Origin of the sequence: Halorubrum lacusprofundi ATCC 49239, assembly GCF_000022205.1 — an archaeon.
In the GTDB taxonomy this organism is placed as follows: Archaea; Halobacteriota; Halobacteria; order Halobacteriales; family Haloferacaceae; genus Halorubrum; species Halorubrum lacusprofundi.
In genome coordinates this window covers 2,019,748-2,043,472 of sequence record NC_012029.1, presented here as the reverse complement: position 1 = coordinate 2,043,472, position 23,725 = coordinate 2,019,748, and the positions used below count along the sequence as shown (strand labels likewise).

The 23,725-nt window shown below is 67.9% G+C and carries 25 protein-coding genes; 10 read left to right on the top strand and 15 right to left on the bottom strand.

From position 1 onward, the window contains the following. Positions 1–10: 10 nt before the first annotated feature. On the bottom strand, positions 11–2,242 hold the full coding sequence (locus tag HLAC_RS10200) for a histidine kinase N-terminal 7TM domain-containing protein (RefSeq protein WP_049933519.1): 2,232 nt from the start codon (positions 2,240–2,242) through the stop codon (positions 11–13). A 79-nt stretch (positions 2,243–2,321) separates the two neighbouring features. Here HLAC_RS10200 and HLAC_RS10195 point away from each other — a divergent pair, with 79 nt between their 5' ends. Further along, complete coding sequence (locus HLAC_RS10195) at positions 2,322–2,789, top strand: peroxiredoxin (RefSeq protein WP_015910753.1); 468 nt, start codon at positions 2,322–2,324, stop codon at positions 2,787–2,789. Positions 2,790–2,814: 25 nt separating this feature from the next. On the opposite strand, the gene HLAC_RS10190 is transcribed toward HLAC_RS10195, so the two are convergent. Genes HLAC_RS10190 through HLAC_RS10180 form a run of 3 tightly spaced genes read right to left on the bottom strand, consistent with a single transcriptional unit; the run spans position 2,815 to position 6,182 of the window. Beyond that, entirely contained in the window at positions 2,815–3,741 is a 927-nt protein-coding gene (locus HLAC_RS10190) for a DMT family transporter (protein WP_015910752.1), read from the bottom strand. Between the two features lie 45 nt (positions 3,742–3,786). After that, positions 3,787–4,833, bottom strand: coding sequence for a geranylfarnesyl diphosphate synthase (gene idsA3, locus HLAC_RS10185; RefSeq protein ID WP_015910751.1), 1,047 nt, complete (start codon positions 4,831–4,833; stop codon positions 3,787–3,789). Beyond that, on the bottom strand, positions 4,830–6,182 hold the full coding sequence (locus HLAC_RS10180; protein WP_015910750.1) for a ribonuclease J: 1,353 nt from the start codon (positions 6,180–6,182) through the stop codon (positions 4,830–4,832). The genes idsA3 and HLAC_RS10180 overlap by 4 nt, the downstream gene beginning before the upstream one ends. 380 nt (positions 6,183–6,562) lie before the next feature. Here HLAC_RS10180 and HLAC_RS10175 point away from each other — a divergent pair, with 380 nt between their 5' ends. The 3 genes from HLAC_RS10175 to HLAC_RS10165 all read left to right on the top strand — a co-directional run bounded on the left by HLAC_RS10175 (position 6,563) and on the right by HLAC_RS10165 (position 8,214). After that, complete coding sequence (locus HLAC_RS10175; RefSeq protein ID WP_015910749.1) at positions 6,563–6,805, top strand: LSM domain-containing protein; 243 nt, start codon at positions 6,563–6,565, stop codon at positions 6,803–6,805. Beyond that, entirely contained in the window at positions 6,802–6,978 is a 177-nt protein-coding gene (locus tag HLAC_RS10170) for a 50S ribosomal protein L37e (RefSeq protein ID WP_015910748.1), read from the top strand. Before HLAC_RS10175 ends, HLAC_RS10170 begins: the two co-directional genes overlap by 4 nt. A gap of 171 nt (positions 6,979–7,149) precedes the next feature. Beyond that, entirely contained in the window at positions 7,150–8,214 is a 1,065-nt protein-coding gene (locus HLAC_RS10165) for an LLM class flavin-dependent oxidoreductase (RefSeq protein ID WP_015910747.1), read from the top strand. Positions 8,215–8,258: 44 nt separating this feature from the next. On the opposite strand, the gene HLAC_RS10160 is transcribed toward HLAC_RS10165, so the two are convergent. From HLAC_RS10160 to tbsP, 9 genes are all read right to left on the bottom strand, one after another. Beyond that, positions 8,259–8,456 carry a DUF8015 family protein gene (locus HLAC_RS10160; protein WP_015910746.1) on the bottom strand — a complete coding sequence of 66 codons (198 nt, stop codon included), beginning with the start codon at positions 8,454–8,456 and terminating at the stop codon, positions 8,259–8,261. A gap of 5 nt (positions 8,457–8,461) precedes the next feature. Then, on the bottom strand, positions 8,462–8,662 hold the full coding sequence (locus tag HLAC_RS10155; protein ID WP_015910745.1) for a hypothetical protein: 201 nt from the start codon (positions 8,660–8,662) through the stop codon (positions 8,462–8,464). A gap of 261 nt (positions 8,663–8,923) precedes the next feature. Continuing rightward, positions 8,924–9,544, bottom strand: coding sequence for a DUF8135 domain-containing protein (locus HLAC_RS10150; protein ID WP_015910744.1), 621 nt, complete (start codon positions 9,542–9,544; stop codon positions 8,924–8,926). Next, positions 9,541–10,548, bottom strand: a complete 1,008-nt coding sequence (locus tag HLAC_RS10145; RefSeq protein WP_015910743.1) for a hypothetical protein — start codon at positions 10,546–10,548, stop codon at positions 9,541–9,543. Before HLAC_RS10145 ends, HLAC_RS10150 begins: the two co-directional genes overlap by 4 nt. An 88-nt stretch (positions 10,549–10,636) precedes the next feature. Next, positions 10,637–11,473 (bottom strand): RAD55 family ATPase, encoded by an 837-nt coding sequence (locus HLAC_RS10140; RefSeq protein WP_015910742.1) that lies wholly within the window; start codon positions 11,471–11,473, stop codon positions 10,637–10,639. Positions 11,474–11,533: 60 nt separating this feature from the next. After that, positions 11,534–12,535: a beta-ribofuranosylaminobenzene 5'-phosphate synthase family protein gene (locus HLAC_RS10135; protein ID WP_015910741.1), complete on the bottom strand. Its 1,002-nt coding sequence runs from the start codon at positions 12,533–12,535 to the stop codon at positions 11,534–11,536. A gap of 456 nt (positions 12,536–12,991) precedes the next feature. Continuing rightward, positions 12,992–13,330, bottom strand: a complete 339-nt coding sequence (locus HLAC_RS10130; RefSeq protein WP_015910740.1) for a cupin domain-containing protein — start codon at positions 13,328–13,330, stop codon at positions 12,992–12,994. Between the two features lie 70 nt (positions 13,331–13,400). Then, on the bottom strand, positions 13,401–15,092 hold the full coding sequence (locus HLAC_RS10125) for a YcaO-like family protein (RefSeq protein ID WP_015910739.1): 1,692 nt from the start codon (positions 15,090–15,092) through the stop codon (positions 13,401–13,403). A 99-nt stretch (positions 15,093–15,191) separates the two neighbouring features. Next, positions 15,192–16,007 (bottom strand): transcriptional regulator TbsP, encoded by an 816-nt coding sequence (tbsP, locus tag HLAC_RS10120; protein WP_015910738.1) that lies wholly within the window; start codon positions 16,005–16,007, stop codon positions 15,192–15,194. A gap of 189 nt (positions 16,008–16,196) precedes the next feature. On the opposite strand from tbsP, the gene glyA reads away from it, so the two are divergent. The 4 genes from glyA to HLAC_RS10100 all read left to right on the top strand — a co-directional run bounded on the left by glyA (position 16,197) and on the right by HLAC_RS10100 (position 19,720). Beyond that, positions 16,197–17,444 carry a serine hydroxymethyltransferase gene (gene glyA / locus HLAC_RS10115; RefSeq protein ID WP_015910737.1) on the top strand — a complete coding sequence of 416 codons (1,248 nt, stop codon included), beginning with the start codon at positions 16,197–16,199 and terminating at the stop codon, positions 17,442–17,444. Positions 17,445–17,548: 104 nt separating this feature from the next. Beyond that, complete coding sequence (locus HLAC_RS10110; protein ID WP_015910736.1) at positions 17,549–17,959, top strand: DUF3054 domain-containing protein; 411 nt, start codon at positions 17,549–17,551, stop codon at positions 17,957–17,959. Positions 17,960–18,049: 90 nt separating this feature from the next. After that, positions 18,050–19,048, top strand: coding sequence for an ornithine cyclodeaminase family protein (locus tag HLAC_RS10105; RefSeq protein ID WP_015910735.1), 999 nt, complete (start codon positions 18,050–18,052; stop codon positions 19,046–19,048). A 270-nt stretch (positions 19,049–19,318) separates the two neighbouring features. Then, a complete protein-coding gene (locus HLAC_RS10100; RefSeq protein WP_015910734.1) occupies positions 19,319–19,720 on the top strand; it encodes a hypothetical protein in 402 nt (133 codons plus the stop codon). A gap of 98 nt (positions 19,721–19,818) precedes the next feature. Here HLAC_RS10100 and HLAC_RS10095 read toward each other — a convergent pair whose 3' ends face one another. Both HLAC_RS10095 and HLAC_RS10090 read right to left on the bottom strand, forming a co-directional pair. Then, entirely contained in the window at positions 19,819–20,886 is a 1,068-nt protein-coding gene (locus tag HLAC_RS10095) for an mRNA surveillance protein pelota (protein ID WP_015910733.1), read from the bottom strand. Positions 20,887–20,911: 25 nt separating this feature from the next. Next, complete coding sequence (locus HLAC_RS10090; RefSeq protein ID WP_049933729.1) at positions 20,912–22,039, bottom strand: DUF4013 domain-containing protein; 1,128 nt, start codon at positions 22,037–22,039, stop codon at positions 20,912–20,914. A 309-nt stretch (positions 22,040–22,348) separates the two neighbouring features. On the opposite strand from HLAC_RS10090, the gene HLAC_RS10085 reads away from it, so the two are divergent. Continuing rightward, a complete protein-coding gene (locus HLAC_RS10085; protein ID WP_015910731.1) occupies positions 22,349–22,726 on the top strand; it encodes a DUF8159 domain-containing protein in 378 nt (125 codons plus the stop codon). Next, positions 22,723–23,658, top strand: a complete 936-nt coding sequence (locus HLAC_RS10080) for an alpha/beta hydrolase (RefSeq protein ID WP_015910730.1) — start codon at positions 22,723–22,725, stop codon at positions 23,656–23,658. Before HLAC_RS10085 ends, HLAC_RS10080 begins: the two co-directional genes overlap by 4 nt. Positions 23,659–23,725: the final 67 nt, after the last annotated feature.

Here is a 23,725-nt window from a genome sequence, read left to right as displayed (position 1 = left end):
GGGCACGGAGTCACGGCGCGGGGTCGGGGCTCGGATCGCTGCTCGCCGACGCCGCCTCGGCGTCGGCCGCTGCCTCGCCATTGGCCACCGCCTCCCTAGCCTTCGCCGCCTCTCCGTTTGCCGTCGGAAGCCACATCGTGATCAGCGTTCCCGTCGGCTCTCGCGTGTGGATCTCCAGTTCGCCGCCGGACTCGGTGACGATCCAGTGGACGAGCCAGAGCCCCAGCCCGCTCGCGTGTTCGAGCGCCGTCTCGCGGGCCTCCGAGAACACGCTCCGCTCGACCGCGGGGATCCCGGGGCCGTTGTCCGCGACGGCGATGCGGTACCCCTCGCCGTCCGGATCGACGGCCACCTCGACGATCGGTTGGTCCCCGTCGTTGTGGACGACCGCGTTCTCCAACACGTTCCGGACCGCGGACTCCAACAGCTCGTCGGCACACACCACGGCCGCGCCGGGCGTCGACACCGTCACCGTCGCCCGCGGGAACGACGACTCGAGCGACTCGCAGAGTCGCGTGACCAGTTCCGACAGGTCGATCTCCGCCCGCGCGCCGTCCCTGTGGAGCGCGACGTCGATCTCGCGGGCTTGGTCGCTGAGGTGTGTCAGCGTCTCGACCTTCCGATCGATGATGTCGAGGTAGTCGTCGCCCTCCTCGTCGACATGGTTTCGGAGGAGGTTCGCGTATCCGCCGATAACGTTCGTGTCGTTCTTCAGATCGTGTCTGAGAACCCGATTGAGGACCTGTAGCCGCTGTTCGGACCGTCGGATCTCGGTCACATCGGTGGCGGTTATCACCACCTCTTCGGTGTCCTCGAACAGGCGCTCGACCCTCGTGTCGAACTGGCGCCAGTTTCCGTCTGCGTGGGCTATCCGGTGGTCGATCGCCTGCGGCTCGCCGGTCTCGAACGCGCACTCGAACGCGCGTTGCGCCTCCCGACGGTCGTCGGGGTGGACCAAGTCGATCACGGGCCGCCCCTCGATCTCCGCAGGCGAGTGGCCAAGCAGACGCTCTATCGACGGGCTCACGTACCGGAGCAGGCCGTCGGTTCCGCAGACGGCGATGATGTTCGGTGACTTCTCGATGAGCGCCCGGTAACGGCGCTGGAGCGTCTCGCGCTCGGTGACATCGCGAAACAGGAGGACGGTTCCGCCCGCCGCGGAGGTGGACCCGAATTCGGGCGGGCTCTCGAACTCGGATTCGACCCCGGCCCCGGACCCGCCCCCGGCGATCGAGTGGGCGGCGACCGTCAGAAAGCGGGGATCTGACCCACCGTCGACGGTCACCCGGAGATCGTCGTCCGGGTCCGCTCCGGGGGTGCCACGCGACCCGGCCCCGTCGACAGTCCCGTCGCGCGACACGAGATCCGTGACCGCCGGGGCGCGCTCGAACGCCTCGTCGACGCCGCAGCCGATCGCCGCGGACGGGAACAGTCGACGAGCCGGCCGGTTCAGGTCGACGACGCGACCGGCGTCGTCGACGACTACGATACCATCGGAAAGGTTTGCGAACACCGCGTCGCGAGCGATGGGCGAGAGGTCGAGGAGCCGGTAGCGGAATACGACCCAGCCGAGCAGACCGGAGGTGGCCGCGAACGTGACCGGCGTGAGGTCGACGAACCGGGGGCCGATCAGCCCCCAGATCCCGATGACGCCGACGGTCATCGGTGCGACACCGGCGGCGAGCAGCAGCGCGGCCTGCCGACGGAACACGCCGTCGCGGGCGAGCGCGGCGTAGCCGAGCACGGCGAAGGTAAACAGGTTCACGGCGTAAGCGTACGTCATGAACCCCAAGAGCGCGGGCGTCGGCAGGTACTCCATCACGAGGAACCCGTTCGTATCGGACAGCGACGGAGACGTGTAAAAAATCGGGTCGGCGCCGACGACGAAGATGCCGCCGACGGCGGTCGCGGGGACGAGACACAGCAGGGCGATGCGGCGCGGTCGAATCCACGCCGTCCAGTCGACGTAGACGAACACGAACACGGGCCAGGCGACGGTGAGCGCTGCGACTCCGACCCAGACGAGGCGGTTCCACAGCAGGGTCGCTTCGAGCGTCGTCGCCGACAGCTGCGCCGCGTACGCCAGCGACCAGACCCCGCTACTGACCGTGACACCAACGAAGCTCCGTACGAGCGGTATCTCTCCCCGCGACCGGTTCCGGACAGCGTACACGGCGAAAGAGAACGACGCGAGCGCTGCCACGAGCAGCGGAACCGTGTACGGCGTCGGTTGCCACACCATCGATACCGGGTGCATGACTGTGCCGGGTAAAAAGGAACCGGACCGAATGTCCTAATACCGCGGCGAAACCACGGAACGTATGCTCGAACCGGGCGATCCCGCACCCGCGATCGCACTGTCCGACCAGCACGGCGACGCCGTCACTGTCGACCCCGCCGCGGCGCGCTACACGGTCGTCTACTTCTACCCCCGCGCCGACACGCCGGGATGTACGACCGAGGCCTGTAGCTTCCGCGACGAGTGGGACGCCTTTGAGGGCGCCGACGTCGCGGTCGTCGGGATCAGCGACGACTCCGTCGGCGACCTCGAACCGTTCGCCGAGGAGTACGACCTGCCGTTCACGCTGCTTTCCGACCCCGACGGCGAGGTCGCGAGCGCCTACGACTCGTACGGCGAAAAACAGATGTTCGGTAACACTTTCGACGGTGTGTTCCGGAACACGTACGTGATCGACGCAGACGGGACGATCGCGCTCGCCTACGAGGGCGTTTCCCCCGAGAACCACGCGGTCGAGATCCTCGACGACATCGACGTACTGGACGGCTGATACGCCGCTCGCCTCGACTACGTTTCTAGAACAGCCCGCCGATCCGGGAGAGAAGCCGCGGTACCTCGTCGGCGATCGCGTGCCGCTTGAGGAGACCGAACCCCACGACGATGACGGCGAAGCCGGCGATCGTCAGCGCCGTCACGGGTTCGGCGAGCAGGACTGCGCCCGTCACCGTCGCTACTACGGGGACGACGTACGAGACGAGGTTGATCTCGAAGGGGCCCAGACGGTCGAGTAGCGTGAAGTAGATGACGTACGCGACCGCCGAGGCCAGCACGCCGAGGAACAGCAGCGCGCCGAGCGCCGGGAGCGCGGTCGACGGGAGCCGCTGGGGCTCGCCGAGCCCGAGGCTGAATCCGTGGATCAGCAGCGCGCCGAACAGCATCGCCCACCCGGTGAGCGCAACGTTGGAGAAGGTCGTCTCCACGGTGCGGAGCCCGACGCTGCCGACCGCGACCGCGATTACCCCGATCGAGATGAGTCCGACGCCGATCGTGACGCCACCGGCGAGGTTCGCGGGGTCCGGCTGGGCGACGAGCCCGACGCCGATGAAAGCCAACACTACGCCGAGCCCACCGCGCGCGTCGAGATCGGAGCCGCCGATCCAGGCGGCCGCGACTGCCGCGGTCGCGATGGGAACGAGGCTGTAGGTGATCGAGGCGATCCCGCTCGTCGTGTACTGCTGACCGACGAACAGCAGGGAGTTGTTAGCGGCGACAGAGAGTCCGCCGCTGAACCCGATCGCGGCCAGATCACCGCGGGTCCGCGGGAGCGAATCGGCCTCCGTCACAAGGACGTACGACACGAGAATCAGCGCCGCCAGATCGAACCGATAGGCGGCGTACAGCACGGGCGGGTAGTAGTCGAGCCCGACCTCGATGGCGACGAAGGAGGCGCCCCAAAGCAGCGCGAGCGTGAAGAACAGAACGATATTTCGGTGCCTGGACACGAACAGAGAGAGTGGTTCCGAAAGTATAGCGGTGTTCGTTTCCGCTCAGTAGCCGCGGACGATCAGGTAGTCTGCCAGATCCGCCAACAGCTCGCGGGACCCGCTCTCGGGGAGAATCTCGAGGTGTTCTTTCGACCGTCTCGTCAGGTCCTCGGCTGTCTCGCGGGCGTACGCGATCGAGCCAACCTCCTCTAAGGCAGCCACCGCGTCCTCGATGGCCTCTTCCGTCACCTCCGCGGGAGTGTCGGCGTCGACCAGCCCGTCGACGTCGACGCCCTGTTGGCGGGCGTGGAGGGTGATCAGCGTCTCCTTCCCCTCGACGAGGTCGGAGCCGCGCTGTTTGCCCAGCTCTTCGGAGGCGACCGTCAGATCGAGTACGTCGTCTTGGATCTGGAACGCGCGCCCCGAGTCGATCCCGTACTGGTAGAGGGCGTCGACGACCTCGTCGTCCGCGCCGAGCAGGACGGCGGGCGTCGCGGCTGACGCCCCGTAGAGGACGGCGGTCTTCAGCTCGACCATCTCTAGGTACTCCTCCGGAAGGATGTCGTCGCGCGACTCGAAGGAGACGTCGAGCGACTGTCCCTCGCAGATCTCCGTGCAGGTGGTCGCGAGCATCCGCATCGCCTCCAGTCCGTTGGCGGGGTCCGAGCCGGTCTCCGTCATGAACTCGAACGCCTTCGAGTAGAGCGTGTCGCCGGCGAGAATGGCGGTCGAGATGTCGTACTGCTCGTGGACGGCCGGGACGCCCCGTCGGAGGTCGTCCTCGTCCATGATGTCGTCGTGGATCAGCGTGAACGACTGGATCACCTCGATCGCGACTGCGGCGCGCATCACGTCGACGGTGTTGCCGTCGAGGGCCGCGAACTCGCGGAAGTCCGCGCTCAGCGGGTCGGTGCCGGTCACCGCCTCCGCGGCCAGCGTCGTCACCGTCGGACGGAGCCGCTTTCCGCCGGCTTCGAGGATGTACCGCGTCGCCTCGTAGAGCCGCTCCGGGTGCTGTACCGGCAACTCCTCGTCGATAGCGGCGTTGACGAGCTCACGCCGCTCGCGGATGGCCTCCAGCACCCGCGCCTCCTTCGTCTCGCTCGTCATTCGGCGAGTTGGATAACGCTCCCGTTCTGCGTGACGTGCACGTCACGTCCGAGCTTGTACCCCTGCGAGGTCGCGAGGTCGACGTACGGCGAACGGCCCTTCAGCGTCTGGTGGGCCGGAATGAGGTGCTGGGGCTGGAGCGCGTCCAGCATCTCGTAGTGACCCTCCTCGCGGAGATGCCCGGAGACGTGGATGTCGTCGTAGAGGCGCGCGCCCTGCATCCGGAGAAGCTGTTCGCTCTGGTAGCGCTGCCCCTCGTTGGTCGGCTCCGGAATGATGCTCGCGCTGAAGACGACCTTGTCGCCGTTCTCGATTTCGTACGGGGTCTCGCCGCGACCCATACGGGTGAGCATTGCGCGCGGCTCGCCCTGGTGGCCCGTCACGATGGGGAGGAAGTTCCCCTTCCCCTCCTTCATGATGCGCTTGAACGCGCGGTCGACCGACTTCCGGTGGCCGTACATGCCGACATCGCCCTGGAAGTCGACGAAGTCGAGTCGTTCGGCCGTCCCGGAGTACTTCTCCATCGAGCGCCCGAGTAGGACCGGCTGGCGGCCGATCTCGCGGGCGTACTCGACGAGGGTCTTCACGCGGGCGATGTGGGAGGAGAACGTCGTGGCGACGATCCCGCCCGAGTAGTCCTCCATCGAGGTGAGCGTGTCCTCGACGTGTTTTTTCGCGTACGACTCGGAGGGCGTCCGGCCTTTTCTGCCGGCGTTCGTACAGTCCTCGATGTAACAGAGGACGCCCTCATCCTGCCGACCGATCTCGCGGAACCGGTCCATGTCGATCGGGTCGCCGATGACGGGCGTGTGGTCCAGTCGCTTGTCGAGCCCGTAAACGACGGCGCCTTCGGGCGTGTGGAGGACCGGGTTGATCGCGTCGATGATCGAGTGAGTGACGTTGACGAACTCCATCTCGACCTGCTCGGAGTCGCCGATGGCCATCGTGCCGCCCGCCTTCATCTTCACGAGGTCGTTGTCGACCTGGAACTTCCCCTCGTCGGCGATCTGCTGTTTGACCAGCTCGATCGTGTACGGGGAGCCGACGATGGGTGCGTCGTACCGGTGCGCGAGCTTCGGGATGCCCGCGATGTGGTCGAGGTGACCGTGGGTGGGGACGATCGCCTGGACGTCGCCCTCCAGCTCGCTCATGACGCGGTCGTCCGGGATCGCGCCCATGTCGATCAGGTCGAGGCTGTGCATGCTCTCGGTCTCCACGTTGTCGTGGATGAGGACCTTACTGAGGTTCAGGCCCATGTCGAAGATGACGATGTCCTCGCCCGCTCGGACCGCCGTCATCTGCCGACCGACCTCTTCGTAACCGCCGAGTGTCGCAATTTCGATTTCCATGATTTGTGGTGTCGAACGCCGTGGTGGGCGTCCATCACTGAAACCCCGCAAGGAGCCGTCAGCGCTACGTTTGTCCGCGCGTCGTTGAGGCCCCGCTACGGCCGAGCCGTCGTCGGCTCACCGTGTCCCGCGGGAGTGTGGTGATCGGAAGTACAGCAGCGCGTCTTAAAAACACCCGGGTTCGAGTGCGTCTCCCGCGATCGTCCGGTACGGCTCGTGCGGATGCATCTCGCGGTGGAATCGTCACGCGCTGTCAACGCAATTATTGTTGCCACGCGCACTCGGCGCGATGAACCGCGCCGTGATCCGACCGTGGCTCACCGTCGATCTCCCTCAGCGTCCCGATATTTTTATTAGTGCGACGGGCGGCGATATGGACAATGAGTGGACGACCCCTCGACGTGCTCGAAGCGTCGCTCGAGGAGCCGGTGACGGTTCACCTGAAGGACGGGACGACCTACTACGGCATCCTCGCCGGCTACGACCAGCACATGAACATCGTCATCGAGCCCGAGACCGACGTAGACGATCGCGTCGACGACGATCTCGACGGCGAGTTCGCCGTCGCAATCGAAGACACAACGATTATACGCGGCGATAACGTCGTCACCATCAAAGCATGACCGGCTCCGGAACGCCCTCTCAAGGGAAAAAGAACAAGACGGTTCACGTGAAGTGCCGCCGCTGCGGCGAGAAATCCTACCACGTCAAGAAGGAGCGCTGCTCCTCGTGCGGCTTCGGCGACTCGGCCTCCCGCCGCGGCTACGCCTGGCAGTCGAAGTCCGGCGACAACTGACGACCGCGCGCTCTCTCTTTCGGCGCTTTCGGTTCTCGTTTCCCTAGCTCTCGCGTCGGCGTTTCTTGCGGGTTCCCTCCGGCCTCTTTCTGACACTTTCTGGCTTCTTTGGTCCCCCGACGCGACCGCCGGGAGCCCAACCGTTAACGCCCGGGATCGCCGACGGCGAGTATGGATCTCTCGATCGTCGATCTCTCGCCGGTCCCGGCGGGCGGGACCGCCGCCGACGCGTACGCGAACACGGTGACAGCCGCGGAGCAGGCCGAGCGGCTCGGCTACTCGCGGTTCTGGGTCGCCGAGCATCACGGCATGGGCGATCACCTGGCCGGGACGACTCCCGAGGTCCTGCTCGGTCGTCTCGCGGGCGCGACAGACTCGATCCGGCTCGGCACCGGTGCCGTCCTGCTCAACCACTACAGCCCGTACAAGGTCGCGGAGGCGTTCGGCACGCTCGACGGGCTCGCGCCGGGACGGATCGACGCCGGCCTCGGTCGGGCCAACGGCTCGCCCGCGTCAGACCGGGCGCTCGGCACGGACCGACGCGTCGAGAACCCGGACGAGGACCACGAGGAACGTATCCGTGCGGTCGTGAACCATCTGTACGACGCCTTCCCCGATGATCACCCGTACGCCGACCTGACGGTCCCGCGCTCCGGTGCGGCCCCGCCGGTCCCGTGGGTGCTCGGCTCCAGCCCGGCGAGCGCGGCGATCGCCGGCAAGCTCGGCGCCCGGTTCTGTTTCGCTGCGTTCATCCGACCCGGGTTCGCCGAGCGCGCCTTCGCGGCCTACCGCGAGCAGTTCGAGCCCGCCGAACTCGGAGACGGTCCCGATGAGCCGTACGGGATGGTCGCGGTCAACGCGGTCGCCGGTGAGACGGACGCGGCCGCGGCGCGGCGCCGCGCGCCAGCGGAAGCGACCTTCAAGCGGATGCAGCGCGGCGTGGTGGGGACAATTCCCTCCGTCGAGGAGTCGATCGCGGAACTCGGCGGCGTTCCCGAGCCGACGCCCGCGACGCTCGATCCCGACGAATGGCCGCGAGCGATCTCCGGGAGCCCGGAGACGATCGAGGGACTGCTCGAACAGCTCGCTGACCGGATCGGCGCCGACGAGGTGATGATTCAGCACACGGTCCCCGATCACGAGGATTCGCTGGCGTCGCACGCGCTGCTCGCGGAGGCTGTCGGGCTGGAGGGCGTCGGGTCGGAGGGCGACGGGTTGGTAGATATCGATCGGTGACGGTCGCGCCGGCGTCTCTCCCGCGTCGTATCCCGCTCATTCGGTCACGGCGGATTTCGGAACAGCCCGTCGATCATCGGCAGACAGCCCGCGATCGCTGCGATCGCGGTGGCGGCCGGCCACGCGTCGAACGCCGCCGCTCCGAGGATGTAGCCGGCTGCGAACAAAAGCGGCATGCACGCGAGGATCAGGTCCGCCCGCGAGAGCCGATCGGGCAGACCGACGGCACGTTCCCCGGCCATCCCGCTCACTCCATATACCCCAGATCTCGGAGTTTCTGACCGATCCGACGAGCCTCCCCCTCGCTGATCTCGTCGTCCGACTCCATCTCTTGGACGACCAAGTGTTTCACGAACTCCTTGACCGATCCAAACGGCTCATCCTCGATGTACTCCTCGACGTCCGCGACGAACTCCTTGCGCAGCGAAACCGTCGTGTACTCGCTCATTGATTCGGATCACTCGCTCCGGTCTGAAAAAACTAATTGCATATAATTATCTCTCTCGGCAGCGCGGTTCGGGAGCGGTGTGTCTCCTCGTCCGTGACGGCGCGATCGGTGTTTATAAGCGATCGACTCCCTCGCTGCGCGCTCGGACTCGCTCCCACGCGAGGTACGCGGTGATCCCGAGGAGGAACGCGACCCCGAGGTTCGTGGTGAGCGCTCCCGGTCCGAATTCGACGCTCCTCTTGTCAGATTGTCGTACTGTTCTTATTCTCCGCGAGTCGCGTCGAATGTCGGGTCGTCGTCGTCGACCATCGGACAGTTCCGAACCCGGAACTCGTCGAACCCGACCGACTCGACGATAGTCGTTCCCTCGTGACCACAAGCGACTGCCGGCGGTGCCGAGAAGTGTGGACACTGCTGGCAGTACGTCCGCTTCGAGATTACGCGCTCGACGCCGGCGTCGGCGAATCTTTCTCCGGCGCCGACCCTCCCTCCGGGATCGGACCCTGTCGTGTTCGTCTCCGAAACCGCGCCGCCGAACTCGCCGACCGAGCCGAACCCACCCTCTGCGTCCTCGTCGAGCGATTTCCAGATGTCCTCCTCCGTAAGGTCGCCGACGTCCATCCGCTCGAATGCCTCGTCGAGGGCCGCGTCGGTCTCGCCCGTTGCCGGGCCGAGTTCATCGAAGGGGTCGTTTGCTCCCGCCCGACTCGCATCCGCGGCGGAACGAGAGTCGGGCGCGTCCTCGTCCAACTGGGCGAACGGATCGTCGATATCGTCGACCACGTCGGTATCGTCGACCGACTCGTCGTCGAACAGCACGTCCGCCTCGTCTTCGACCGTGTCCGTCTGGTCTTCGACCGCGTCCGCCTCGTCCTCGGTCACAGTCGACCGCCTCCATCGGCGTCACGGGTGCTCACGCTGCTTCCGTCCTCGGCTCCCGATCCGTCGCCCGCACTGCTCGCGGCGCCGGGTGGGGTCTCGCTCACGTCGCCGTCGAGCACCGGGCGGTCTTCGACGACCAGCCGCGAGGTACCGAGGAAGCCGGGGTTCGGCTCTAGCTTCGCGAACCGGCGGCCGCAGTGGGGGCACTCCGGCGTCGTTAACAGCCCGATGTCGACGGTTTCGCGGCAGTCAGTGCAGTTGGCCTTTCGGATCCCCTCGCGGTTCGCGGCGGCGGTCAGGGCGTCGAGGCGTTCGCGGTCGGAGCGGTCGCGCTCAGCCGCCTCCAGCCGCCGGCGAACTCTGACGACCGCGCTCGCGACCCGCGAGAGCTTCTCTTCGATCTCGTCGAGGTCGTCGACGCGGGCGTCGAGCGCCTCCAGATCGTTCACTCGGGCTTCGAGGTCGTCGAGCCCCTCGGTCCGGGCGTCCAGCTCGTCGATATCGTCGGTCCGGGACTCGACGCGAGCGATCCGATTGTCGAGGGCGTCGATCGTCTCCTCGACCGCCTCGCCGACGGTCGCCGTCGCGGCCGCCTCGGCCTCCAGTTCGTCGAGACGATCGGCGACTGCGTCGAGGTCGGCCGCGATCGCGTCCAGCCGCTCGGCCGTCTCCTCGTGGGCGTGGTCGGCGGGCGCCTTCGACTCCAGATCGCGGTACAGCTCCACGAAGCGCTCTCGGAGGTCCTCGACCTTCTCGTCGACTTCGGCGTCGAGGTCGTCGAGCCGCGACTCGATCGCCGCCACCTCTTCGGCGTCCGGGACGTCGATCCCCTCAGAGTCCGCGAGCGCGACGATGGCGCGTTTGAGGAGTTCCTCGCGGTCGACGTCGGCCTCACCGGCGGCGGCCTCGACCGCGGCTTCCGCGGCCTCCGCAACCTCGGCGTCGGTAGCCTCGGCGGCCGCCGCGGCGCTGTCGCCCGCGTCGGTCGGATCGAGGTCACTCATCGAGGGTCCCTCGTCATCTACGCTCCGTTTAGGGAGCAGACTTAAGTAATCTGTCGCGTCATTCTCCGGATCGATACTCGGGGGCCGCTCACCGGATCTTGCGCACGTCGCTGATGTCGAAGCCGCCCTCGTGGATCTCGGTCTCGAAGCGGACGATGTTCTCGGACTCCAGCCGGGAGAGCACGCCGCGGAACTCGCGGACGAACATTGTTCTGGCGCGCTGCGAGCCGCCGCTCTCCCACGTGAACTGGAGGGTGCCGCCCGCCGCGTCCATCAGCGCGCCGAACTCGCGGTCGGTGATCGAGTCGGTGTTCACCAACACGAGGGTGAGCCCGCCCCACTCGTAGGCCGCCTTCTTGAGCCCCTTCATCACCATCGCCACGTCGCTCCACTCGGTGTCGTCGTCGACCATCGAGACGAGATCGGTCACGGAGTCGATACAGACGAGGCTGTCGTCGGCGTGTGCCGACAGGTAGTCGCCGAACGCGGTGAGCACGTCCTCGTACTCGCCGCGGTCGCCCAGCTCCGTGATCGACGCCGTCTCGTCTTCGTACCAGTCGCGCGGGATCGGGCTGAGCTGGAAATACTCCGGCGAGAGGTCCCGGAACTCGATCCCGTCGATCGCGGCGTCGACGATCTCGTCGGCCATCGTGTATCCCATCTCGCGGGTGAGTGCGCCCGTGTCGGCGGTAAAAGAGAGGTAGTGAACCTCATCCGGGAGTGCCGCGTCGGCGGGGAGGTCGCCGTAGTAAAGGTCGAACAGCTCCGCGTCGGCGTGTCCGAGGGCGTTCATCGCCGCGCTGGTGTACAGGAACTCGCGCGCGCCGGCGCCGGACTCGCCCGCGAGCAACACGACGTTCCCCGGCGGCGCCCCGCCCTCGAGGATCGAGTCGAGCCGGGCGACGCCGAACGGAAGACTCGGCATGTCCCGTATGGGAACGCCGCTCCCCTTAGTGTTGTTGCTCGTTCGCGGTCCCCGCTCGCCTCACTCCCGCCCCGTCACCCGCGCCCCGCCGTTGGCCGCCTCGACGACCGAGACCGACCCGTCAACGCCCGCCTCGTCGAGGGCGCGCTCGCCCGCGCTCGCGGCCGCAGTCGCGTTCGCGGCGTCCGTGATTCCGTATACGGTCGGCCCCCACGACGACTGCCCGGCGCCGAACACGGCCGCGGCGTCCGACAGCGATGCGACCACGTCGCCGACCGGCGGGCGGTAGACCCCGCCCTGTTCGTCGGCGTACCACGCACCGTTGAGCCGGCCGATCTCCGCGACTGCGGCGCCGAAGCGCTCGGCGTTCCCGGTCGCGATCGCGGGGAGCACGCGCCGGGTGACGATCCCGCCGATCCGGTCTGCGAGCCCGGGTTCCGCCCGCTCGACCGCGGTCCGCATCGCGTCGTCCTCGGCGTCACCGCTCCGGCCTGGGTCGGCGTCGGGGCGCACGAGCAGGAACCGCCAGTCGTCGGGGACGGCGTGGCGGGCGGCCACCGGCGGCACGGTCCACTCGCCGTCGGCGGGGCGGTCGGTGGTGAACCGTGCGGTGGGGTGGCCCGCGTCGAGCACGAACCCGCCCGCCTCGAAGGTCGCGACGCCGACGCCCGAGCGCCCGCCGCGGCCGAGCGCCGGGGCGCGCTCGCGGACGCGGGGGTCCTTCCCGTGGGCGGCCGCGACCGCTGCGAGCGTCGCCGCGGCCAGCTGGGTGCCGCTCCCGAGTCCGGCGTGGCGCGGGAGCGTCTCGTGGACCGTGATTTGGGCGCCATCGACGCCGAGCAGGTCGGTGGCGGTGGTGGCGTACTCGCGGATGTCGTTGCGGGTGGCTGAATCAGTTGTGGGCGTCTCGACAGCGACGGTTATCTCCGAATCTGGCTCCGCGTCGACGACGACGCGAGGTTCCGCGAGCCCGAGCCCGAGGGCGCCGTACAGCCGCTCGTGCGAGAGGCTGAGGTTACAGAAGCCGAAGTGGAGCCGCGCCCCGGCGCTCACGCGTGCCATGGTTGCGTCGTGGTTCGGGACGGACTGATAAAGGGTGCGTGACTGTGGCGGGCATTGCCCCCGAATGCAGATCGTGGATTGGCGTGTTGCGATCGGCGTGATCGTTTATAAATGGCTGGCTACAGATCGACGGTGAACGCCTTCAAATCCCCAGCCGATCGCTTATAAGCGGTTAACGACGGATCGTCGGTGACCGCTTCCAAAGCTCCAGCTGCGACGACTCGCGACTACCCCTTTGAGTCCCAGCCCTGCCCCGCACCGCAACCGCAGCCTCACCCCTCCCCAGCCTCGCGCGTGCTCTCGCTGGCGGCTTCGCCGCCGGCTGTCAGAGAGACCTTCGGTCTCTCCCTACTCGCGCCCATAGGGCGCTCGGAGGCACGCGCCACCGCATATCTATTTATAAATAATTACGCCGACGCCCGCTCATCGATCCATCGTCGACGACGCGCCCCCGACTCACTCCTGCCAGTCCGGGTTCGCCCGCGGCGGCGAGAAGATGTCGTAGCCGACGACTTCCTCGTCGCCGTCGTTGCGCGCCGCGTGCGGCTCGCTGCCCGGAATCACATACGTGTCTCCGGCTTCAACCACGCGGTCCTCGCCGTCGACGACGAAGGTGATTGTCCCCTCGGTGATCACGCCGACCTGCTCGTGGGGGTGGTCGTGCTCGGGGACTTCGGCGCCCGGGTCGATGACGAACCGCTGGATGCTCGTCTCGTCGCCGGCGGCGCCCTGCGTGAGGAACACGCCGTCGACCGCCTCCACCGCCTCGACGTCCGCGTCTGGGAGTACGTCCATGGGCGAGTGAGGGGTTGGGAGCGGCTTAAACCGGGGGGATGGGGCAAACGCGGGAGCGTGCTGGACCGTCTCAGGGGAACGGGTGGTACGCCTTCTCCAAGTCGGGCTCGAACCCCATCGATCGGGGCACGTCGCGGGCGCGGTCGCCGAAGAACGGGTCGCCGGTGAACAGCGGCTGCGCGCCGGGAACGAGCACGCGGACCGCCTCGAAGCCGAGCGCGGCGAGGTCTCGGGTCGTCGTCCGCGCGACGTACGGCTCCAGTCCGACCGCCTCGGCGCGGTCGACGACGGCGGCTAGCTCGTCGCCTCCCGACAGCTCCGGCTCGCCGAGCGATTCGGCGGGGACCGTCGCGTCCGCGTCGAAGAACGCCCGCGTCTCCGCCGGGAAGTCGGCGTGGCGACCGATCGCCGCACCCTGCTTTGCGGCCGCGTCGGGACCCATCGACCGGAGTTCGGTCCAGTTCTGGAGCGCCTCCGCGAGCGCGCTCCGGGCCGCGGCGGCGGGATCGAGGTCGGCGCCCGACCCCGCCGCGAAGCGGGGCCAGTCGCCCTCGCGATGCACGCCGACCGCGACGACGGGCACGTCGATGTCGGTCGTGACGAGGAGCGGGGTCACCGACAGCGACTCGGTGCGGGCGCGTTTCTCCAGTTCCGCGAACCCCTCGTCGTCGACCTCGATTCCGAGCGGGTCGGCCGTCGAGTACCAACTTGTCATCGTCGCGTCGCGCTCGATCGCCTCGTAGAGTCCCGACAGCGCCGCGTGCGGTCCGGAGTTTCCGAGGCCGAGCCCGGTCGTGATCGCGGGCCGATACCGGTTCTCCGGCGGCGGGAAGTGGACGAACTCCGCCGGCAGACTCGCGACCTCCCCGGTTCCGAGATGCTCGCCGGTCACCCACGGAAGTCGGTCGTCGCGGGCGTACGGCTCCGCGCTCTCGGGACGGACGAACGCGTCGGGCGCCACGGGATTCGGGACGTTCGCGGCCGGCGCGCGCGTGAACGACGCCCCGCGGTAGACTCCGGCGGCGTACCGCTCTAACCCCTCGCCGAGCGCCTTCATGAACGCGGCGTCCCACCCGGCGTCGACGCCGCCGCCGAACTCGGCCGCCCGCGCGTCGGAGAAGGGCGTCGTGTCGGCGACCCGCGCGACGTAGTACGGCACGGGGAACGACTCCTGTTCGCCCACCTCCGAGAGCAGACCAATTCGGGGATCGACCGCCCGCTCCGCGCGGTCGATCGCGTCCGATAGCGATCGCTCCTGATGCTCGCGGGGCAGCGCGTCGCCCGGGTCGGCGCCGCAGTCACAGCCGGGAACCGGGAGGAGGGTGCGCTCGGCACCCGGTACCTCGACGACCGTGTCGGCGACCGGGTCGCCGGCGAGCAGTTGGATGACGCGGCGCCCGGCCAGCGCGCCGGCGTAGCGCACGGCCGACCGGCGGCCGGCCGGCGCGTCGGCGGGCTCGGCTCCGCCGCTGGCGACGCGTCGCCGGAGGCAGTCGTAGCAGGTCTCGTCGAAGGCGGTCACCGCGGCGTCGACAGGCTCCAGGGGGACGCCGCCGAGTCCGCCGACCTCGATTGCGACCCAGCGGTCCAGGTGCTCGTTGGCGGCGGCGAACGTCTCCGATCCGGCGGTGTCGACCACGACCGCGAGGTCGAACCCGTCGAGCAGCCCCACTTCGACGGGCATCACGTTCACGTCGACGTCGCCGAGCGCGGCCGAGACGGCCTCGACCGCGGGGCCGTCACCGACAAGTCCGATATCCATGTCACTTCCGAGGCGAAGGACCGAAAAAAAGCCGCGGGTGACGGTATCGGGACAGAACGGGGCGGGACGGACGAGAACGGGTTTCGGATCTTCGGCCGGTTAGGCCATCATCTCCGCAACTTCGGCGGCGAGCTCGGCGGCGTCGAGGCCGTTGAGGCGCTCGTCGCCGAGCTTGAGCCGGAGGCGGGGGCGGCCGACGTCGATCGGGACCTTCTCCGTGTCGATGATCCCGAGGTCTTCGAGGCGGGTCTTCGTGCGGGAGAACGTCGCCTTCGAGGCGATCCCCACGTCCTCGCCCCACTTCGAGATGTCGTACAGGAGCACGTCGTTCTTCGCGGCGACGAGCAGTGCGACGGTCACTTCGTCGACCTCGCCGTCGGCGCCACGGGCGGAGTCCATCGCGGCGAGCACGGCGTCGAAGTCCTCGCGGGTCGCCTCGCCGATCTCGGCTGCCATCGTCTCCCGGACGCGACTGATCGCGGGGGTTCGGAGACCGTACGTCTCGGCGTCCGCGAAGGCGTCGCTGTGGGTCTCGAACACCTCGGCGACGAACTCGTCGTCGTCCGAGGCAAGCGCGGCGACGCGGTCGTCGGTGCTCACGAGCACGACGACTCGCGACGGGGAGACGAACAGCGCGTTGTCGACTGTCTCGCCGAGCAGCCGGAGGTCGAGTACACCGTCAGCGACGAGGTCGGCCGCCTTCGACGCGACGAGGAAGTCCTCCATCACATCCTTCAGCGTCCGTTCGTCGACGAGCATCGACATCTCCGGTAGGTCGTCGCGATCGATTGCCGCCTCGACCAGCGACACTATCGTCTCCGCAGAGGGGTCGACGACGAACAGCTCTTGATCGTCCCCCGCGAACGCCGCGTCGAGGACATTTTCGACGTCTGCCTCCAGTAAATTCGACACCATTTATCTCTCCGGATAAAAGCCAGTTGCGTATTTAATATTAACGGGATTCGGAGAGTGAACAACGTGTCTTTAGCCGTCGAAACCCTCGAAAATGGCGGATTCGATCTTTGCACCGATCGTCGCCGAAGTGAGATACGGGACCACCGACGTGACGCAAGGATTAATGTGCGATCGAACGGGGGTTCCTACATGGACCACGAGCACGTCCGGGAGGTCGATCCCGAGGTCGCCGACGCGCTGGCCGGGGAGCGAGACAGGCAGGAGCAGACGCTCGCGATGATCGCCAGCGAGAACCACGTCAGTGAGGCGGTACTGGAGGCGCAGGGGAGCGTCCTCACGAACAAGTACGCGGAGGGGTATCCGGGCGAGCGCTACTACGCCGGCTGCGAGTACGCCGACGAGGTCGAGACGCTCGCGATCGATCGCGCGAAAGAGCTGTGGGGCGCCGACCACGTCAACGTCCAGCCGCACTCCGGAACGCAGGCGAACCAGGCGGTCTACTACGCCGTACTCGATCCCGGCGACAAGATCCTCTCGCTCGATCTGAACCACGGCGGCCACCTCTCGCACGGCCACCCCGCGAACTTCACCGGGCAGATCTACGAGGTCGAGCAGTACGAGGTCGACGCCGACACCGGCTACATCGACTACGAGGGGCTCCGCGAGGCCGCCGAGGAGTTCGAGCCGGACATCGTCGTCTCCGGCTACTCCGCGTATCCGCGCACGGTCGACTGGGAGGAGATTCAGGCGGCCGCCGACGCCGTCGACGCCTACCACCTCGCCGACATCGCCCACATCACCGGGCTCGTCGCCGCGGGCGTCCACCCCTCGCCGGTCGGCGTCGCCGACTTCGTCACCGGCTCGACGCACAAGACGATCCGGGCCGGTCGCGGCGGGATCGTGATGTGCGACGAGGAGTTCGCGGACGACATCGACAAGGCGGTGTTCCCCGGCGGGCAGGGCGGGCCGCTCATGCACAACATCGCCGGCAAGGCGGTGGGGTTCAAGGAGGCGCTCGATCCCTCGTTCGACGAGTACGCGCAGAACGTGGTCGACAACGCCGAGGTACTCGCCGAGACGCTGCAGGACCACGGGTTCTCCCTCGTCTCCGGCGGCACCGACAACCACCTCGTGTTAGTCGACCTCCGGGACTCGCACCCGGACCTGCCCGGCGGCGACGCCGCGGATGCGCTCGCGGCCGCGAACATCGTTCTTAACGGGAACACGGTCCCCGGCGAGACCCGCTCGCCGTTCAATCCCTCGGGGATTCGCGTCGGGACCGCCGGAGTCACCACTCGCGGCTTCGACGCGGACGTAATGGAGGAGGTCGGCGACCTCATCCACCGCGTCGTCGACAACGTAGACAGCGACGACGTGATCTACGAGGTCGGCGAGCGCGTCGTCGAGCTGTGCGACGAGCACCCGCTGTACGAGTGAGTTTGCTGCGGTCGGCGGAGTTGACGGCTTCGTCGCCGCCGGCCGATTTCGGCCAACGGACCGAATCCGTACGTACAAAGTGGGGGGGACTCTGACGAGTTGATATGGCTGACTCGTCGTTCCTCGCAACACGCCTCGACCGCGACGCCGTACCCCTCGCGATCGGCGACCTGATCGCACTGATCGTGCTGTTGACGATCGGCGCACTCAACCACAGCACCGTCGAGTTCCTGTCCGCGAACCCCCTGTACCTGCTCGAAGTGTACGCGCCGTTCCTGATCGGGTGGATCCTCGTCGCGCCCCTGATCGGCGCGTACTCGGCCGGCGCGGTCGAGACCGCGAAGTCGTCGGTTCCGCTGGCCATCCGGTCGTGGATCCCGGCCGCGGTCGTCGGGCTGGCGCTCCGCCACTTCGTCTTCCGCGGCAGCGCCGCCCTGACGTTCGCGGCGGTCATGCTCGTCCTCGGATCGGTCGTGCTCGGCGGCTGGCGCGCGCTGTACTTCCGGTTCCGGTAGGCCGTCGGTCTCTGCGTCTCATCGTTTTCCTCCCCTCGTTCGCGCCCGATTCCCTGTACGGTTTAGTCCCTCGCGCCCGACCGGGTCGGTATGACCGACACCCTGTTCCTGACAAGCGCCGATGTCGACGACCTCGCCGAACCGGCCGACTACGTCGCGGTCGTTCGCGACGCCTACCGCCAGATCGGCGAAGGCGCGCCCGCGGAGCCGCGGACGAAACTGCTCAACCGCGAGCCGCCGGGAATGCTCACCACCTACGCCGCGGTGCTTCCGGAGACCGGCGCGATGGGCGGGTACACCTACTCCGCCGGCTTCGGCGCGGGCGACGCGTGGTTCATGACGCCGTTGTTCGACGCCGAGTCGGGCGAGCCGCTCGCGCTACTCGACGGCGCGTCGATGAACCCGTTTAAAACGGGTGCTGCGGGCGCGGTCGCGGTGGACGCGCTCGCTCGCGCTGACGCGACCGAGATCGCCGTGATCGGGAGCGGCGCGCAGGCCCGCGGCCAGCTCGCGACGACCGCGACCGTGCGCGACTTCGAGGCCGTTCGGGTGTTCTCCCCGACCGCGGAGAACCGCGAGGCGTTCGCCGAGGAGTTCGACGACCGGCTCGACGCCGACGTGTCGGCGGTCGCGAGCGCGAGCGAGGCCCTTGACGGCGCCGACGTGGTGATCACCGCGACGACCGCGAGCGAGCCCGTGATCGACGACGCCGATGTCGAGCCCGGTACCCACGTAACGGCAATGGGGCAGTATCACCCGAAGAAGAACGAGCTGCCGCCCGAGCTGATCGCGCGGGCGACGTACGTCCCCGATATCCGGGCGCGGGCGGCGCAGGACGCCGGGTCGTTCCTCGCGGCGATCGAGGCGGGGCTGATCGACGAGGACCACGTCGCCGCCGATCTGGGCGAGGTCGTCGCCGGCGAGCATCCGGGCCGGACGAGCGACGACGAGGTGACCGTCTTCGACTCGGGCGGGACCGGTATCGAGACGGTCGCGGCCGCGCACATGCTTTATAAGCGAGCAAGCGAGGACGGGCGGGGACAGACGATCGACTTCGCGCCCGCGAGCGAGGCGCTTACTGGGAAGTGAACTACTGGGAAGTGAACTGGCGGCAGGGTCGCTTCGGGAGACTCGTATCCGTGTTGGTCGATCGTTTATAAGTGGTTGACGCCGGATCGACGACGAACACCGCCAAAGCCTCGTCACCGGCTCTGCGCGCCGGTTGCAAGCGGGAGCTTCGCTCTCGCCCTGTCGCCGGCGCATAGTCACTCATTCGCATGATCTCCCCAATAATACGTTTACCCAGTTGTTACTCCGTTAACATTTATATGTCTCTACGGAGGAACTACTGGCAATGAAATGACAATGAAAAATTATGAAAACGGTGGACAGGTCAGTGAGAACTGGGATACGGTGTTCAAATCGCTCTCGGCCGAACCACGCCGTCAGCTTCTTGTCTCTCTTTTGGACGCTCCGCCGGATCAGCCGGTTCCCTTACCCGAAAGCGCCGCGATGCCTAACTGTCCGCCTGATCCAGATGTGCTATGTGTCGAACTCTACCACGCCCATCTGCCGATGTTAGCGGAGATGGGTTTCATTACGTGGGAGACAGATCCGCTGGTCGCCTCTCGTGGCCCACAGTTCGATGAAGTAGCAGTGGTTCTCGACGCACTCCACTCGATGGCAGCCAGTATCCCCGACTCATTAGTTGTCGGCTGTCAACGACTTGTGCAGGAACAGCAGGATAACATCGATTTCTGAACTGTGGTGTTCACGCTGAGTTCTCGAAGTCGTGTGATCACTTCGAGCCTCTCAGCGACCAGCCGTTTCAGACGAAGCGGCGTCTGGAACTGTACTCCCTACTGCAGTCGATAGCGCAAGATCGCGGCGATCCCACCGAGGTTCGAGAGCTGTTCGCCGGGGGCGAACTCCGAGGAGAAGACGACCACGTCGCCGCCCTGCTGTTCGACAGACTCGATCACCTCGTTGACGTCGATCGACCAGTCGCCCTCGCCCTGTCGCTCGGTGCGGAGGCGGTCGTCGACGACGAGCAGGGTCTCGATCGCGCCGAACTCGGCGGCCTCGGCCACATCCTCGGGGCCGTAGGTCGCCTTCGCGCCCTGCGCGATCTCGGCGGTGAGGTCGTCGATGAGCGTCGCCTCCTTGGAGATCCGGGTCTCCTTCTGCACCTCGTCGACCGCGCCGCGCTTGAGCACCTCGTGGACGCCCCGATCGCCCGCGGCGGAGGTGTCGACGGTGGTGATCCGATCGGCCAGATCGCGGTACTCCTCGGTGATGTAGTCGAGCGCGTCCTGCTTCGTGAACCCCGGACCAGCGAGGATCACCGCGTCGGCGTCGAGATGCGCGAGCGCCTCGCCCAGTTCGGCGAACAGCTCCTCGCGCGGCCGAGAGTAGTCGCCCTTCCCGGTCGGCTTCGTGAACGAGGCGTACTCCTCGGTGCCGTACTGCTGGACCGTGTGGACGTAGGCGGCCCCCTCCTCGACGGTCGCGATGGCCACGTCGGGATTCTCGGCGGCCTCGGTCGCCTCCTCCAGCCGCTCGGTCTGGTCCGGCTTGAAGTGCTTTTCCACCGTTATCTCGTCGTGCTCCTCGACGTTGATCGTGTGGTGGGCGTTGAGCTGGTCCTCACGCGAGCAGCCGACGATGACGCCCGACACGCGCAGCCGGTTGGCGAACCGGGCGAACTCCACCTCGTCGACCTGTAGCGTCACGAAGAGGTGTTCGCGCTGGCCGCCGGTGTCCCGCATCTGGTCGTCGTTTCGCTGGATCCGGCGGGTGGTGTCGCCCTCGACGAGGTCCCCGGGTTCGAGGACGTGCGCGAGGTGCCAGAGGTCGTCGACGTTCTCGGGGACGAGGGTGAGCCGTTCCCGGCCCTCCTCGCCGTAGCCCCGGTCGCTGATGCGCATGCCCGAACGTCGCCCCGGCCGCGTATCAATTCTTGTCTTCTCGGTCGTCGACGTCGACATCCCACTCGAACTCACCGCTGGCGGTGTCGTCAGGGCTGACTCCATCCCGATCGACCGACTTCCCGTCGGGCGCGTTCCAGTCGAATCCACCGTCGGCCCCAACGGCGCCACCGGGCCCGTCGGGCACCGAGTCGTCGACGCGCGCCCTGCCAGCCCTCGTCCCACCGGCTCCTGTCTCACGGACCCCTGTCCTCCCGAGCGGAACTGACCGCCCCGTCTGCACCATCGGCGGCACCTCGGGAGTCGGGGGGCGTTCGGGGCCGTCCGATCGATCGACGCGGACCGCTTCCGCCGCGGTCGGATCGGTCACTCCGTCTTCGTCGCCCGCATCGACCACTTCCAGCGCCGTCGCCGCACCCCGCCCGTACAGACCGTGCGCGGCGACGTGGACGACGAAGACGAGCGCGACGCCGACTACGAGCGGGACGAACGGGCCAGCCAGCGTGTAGCCAGCGCCCAGCGTTGCGGCCGCCACCAGCCACGCGGTGGCGTACGTGCCGGAGCCAGCGACACGGCCGACGCGGCGCGGGTGAAGGCCGTCGCGGAGGCGTCCGGACGCGGCGAACGCCGCGAGCGCCGCCGGCCTGACGTACGCGAACGCGAGGAGATACGCCGCGGCGACCGTCCCGACGAGCCCGCCCGCGACCGCGCCGACGGCCGCCACGCCCCCGCCTCCGAGGGCCGCTCGGACCGGCTCGGCGACGGACGCGAGATCGACGAGCCCGTTCCCGAGAGCGCCGATCGCGAGCGCTGCGAGCGCGGCCCCAAGCACGAGCGGCGCGAGGAGGACGGCACTCAAAAGCGCGGACTTGAGGCCGTTTCGGTAGAGCTCGTTCCACGCGACGAAGGGTGGTGCGCCGTCGGCGTTCCCGGTTGCGATCCCGGCAGTGAGGACGCGAACGAAGTAGCCGCGAGCAACGAACGCGGGGGCGAGCGCCAGCGGCGCGAGCAGGACGAGCGGGGGAAAAAGCAGCGCGCCACCGACCCAGATCGGGGTGACGACCCATGTCAGCAGCGTCAGGAGGCCGCCGACGACGAGGACGCCGGCTGCGTCGGCCGAGCGCGTTAATGCGGTTACCGTCCCCCGGAGCATACCGGATCCTGTCACGCGACACTGATAAAGGGTGCCCGGATCCGACGAGCCGATCGGGAGCAGCGAGCCGTTTTCGGCTTGGCCGATCACCGTTCGGAAACCGTCCCATAAATTCATATAATTTCACAGAGTACTACTGGCCGGCCGCGCGGGACAATCGTGTGCCTCTGACAGAACCGATCCCGGCCGTCTATCGTGGCGGCCTTTCCCCCCGTCCGCGGCTTTCGGAACGACTCGTTACTCACGTATTGAGCGACCCCGCCGCCCGGACGCCGGTACCGATTTATCTCGCCCGGACGTGGATCGCGTATGACCGGCGACGAACGAACGACCGAGGTGGAGCCGACGCTCCGCAGCTACGGGATCAGCGTCGAGGCCGTTGAGGGCCACGACCCGCTGGAGCTCACGTACATGACGGCGTTTCCCGGCCGCGAGGTGCACCGCGGCGAGATCGGACGCGCGCTCAACGCGCTTATCGACCGTGCCAAGGCCGACGCGTGGGATCCCGTTCGGGTCGAGGGGACCGTGGTCCGCTCCCCGGGAGACGTGCTCGGGACGTGGCACGCGGAGGCGGCGTGGTTTGAGGAGCTGATCGCGTACGAGATCAGCGAGACCGAGTTCTCGACGCGCGTGCTGGAGACGCTGACACACACGGATGAACCGCCCCAACTCGGAGACGAAGCGTGACCCGCAGAGACCCGGTGAACCGTGCCCAGCGGCGGCTCGACCGGCCGCCGCGCGAGCGGTTCGCCACCCGCGAGCTCGCGTTCGACGCCGACGGCGACACCTGTCGCGGCACGCTGTATCTCCCCGGCGGCGACGATGAGGACTCGCCAGTCGTCGTGATGGCACCGGGGCTCGGCGCGGAGCGGAGCTTCGGCTACCCGGCGGTGGCGGAGCGGTTTGCCGACGCCGGCTACGCGGCGTTCCTCTTCGATTACCGCGAGTTCGGGGCCTCAGACGGCGACTCGCAGGTCGTCGATCCCGCCGGCCAGCGCGCGGATTACGCGGCCGCGATCGACCGCGTCCAACGAGTCGACGCGATCGGTCGCGAGCTGGTCCTCTGGGGCGCGTCGCTGTCGGCTGCACACGTCCTCACGCTCGCGGCGGAGCGGCGCGACGTCGACGCCGTGATCGGCGCGGTCCCGATGCTCGACGGGCGAGCGATCGCCCGGCGCCGAGGCGTGAAGTACCTCGCGCGCTCCGGGGTCGCGGGCGTCCGCGACCTGCTCGGCCACCGGGTCGGTCGCGGGCGGACCGTCCCGATCGTTGGTACCACCGAGGAGTTGGCCGCGATCACGGAGCCGGGGACGAAGCGGAAGTACCTCGATCTGGTCGACCGGGAGTCGACGTGGCGCAACGAGACGCCCGCGCGGTCCCTGCTGCGGGTGGCGAGCTATCGCCCGGTCGAACAGCTCGACGAGATCCGAGCGCCGACACTGCTTCTGGCCGGCACCCACGACGCCATCGTCGACAGCGAGGCGGTCGTCGACGCGGGCGAGACGCTGTCGCGCGGGACCGTCGTCACCATGCCCGCGGACCACTTCTCCCCGTTCGGCGAGGACTTCGAGCCGGCAGTTGGTCATCAGCTTTCCTTCTTGCGGGACGCGCTCGACTGAGGGGCGGGCGGCGACAAGCGACGAGGCCGCCGCGCCGCGCTCCGTTTTTAAGTGTTCGCAGGCCGGA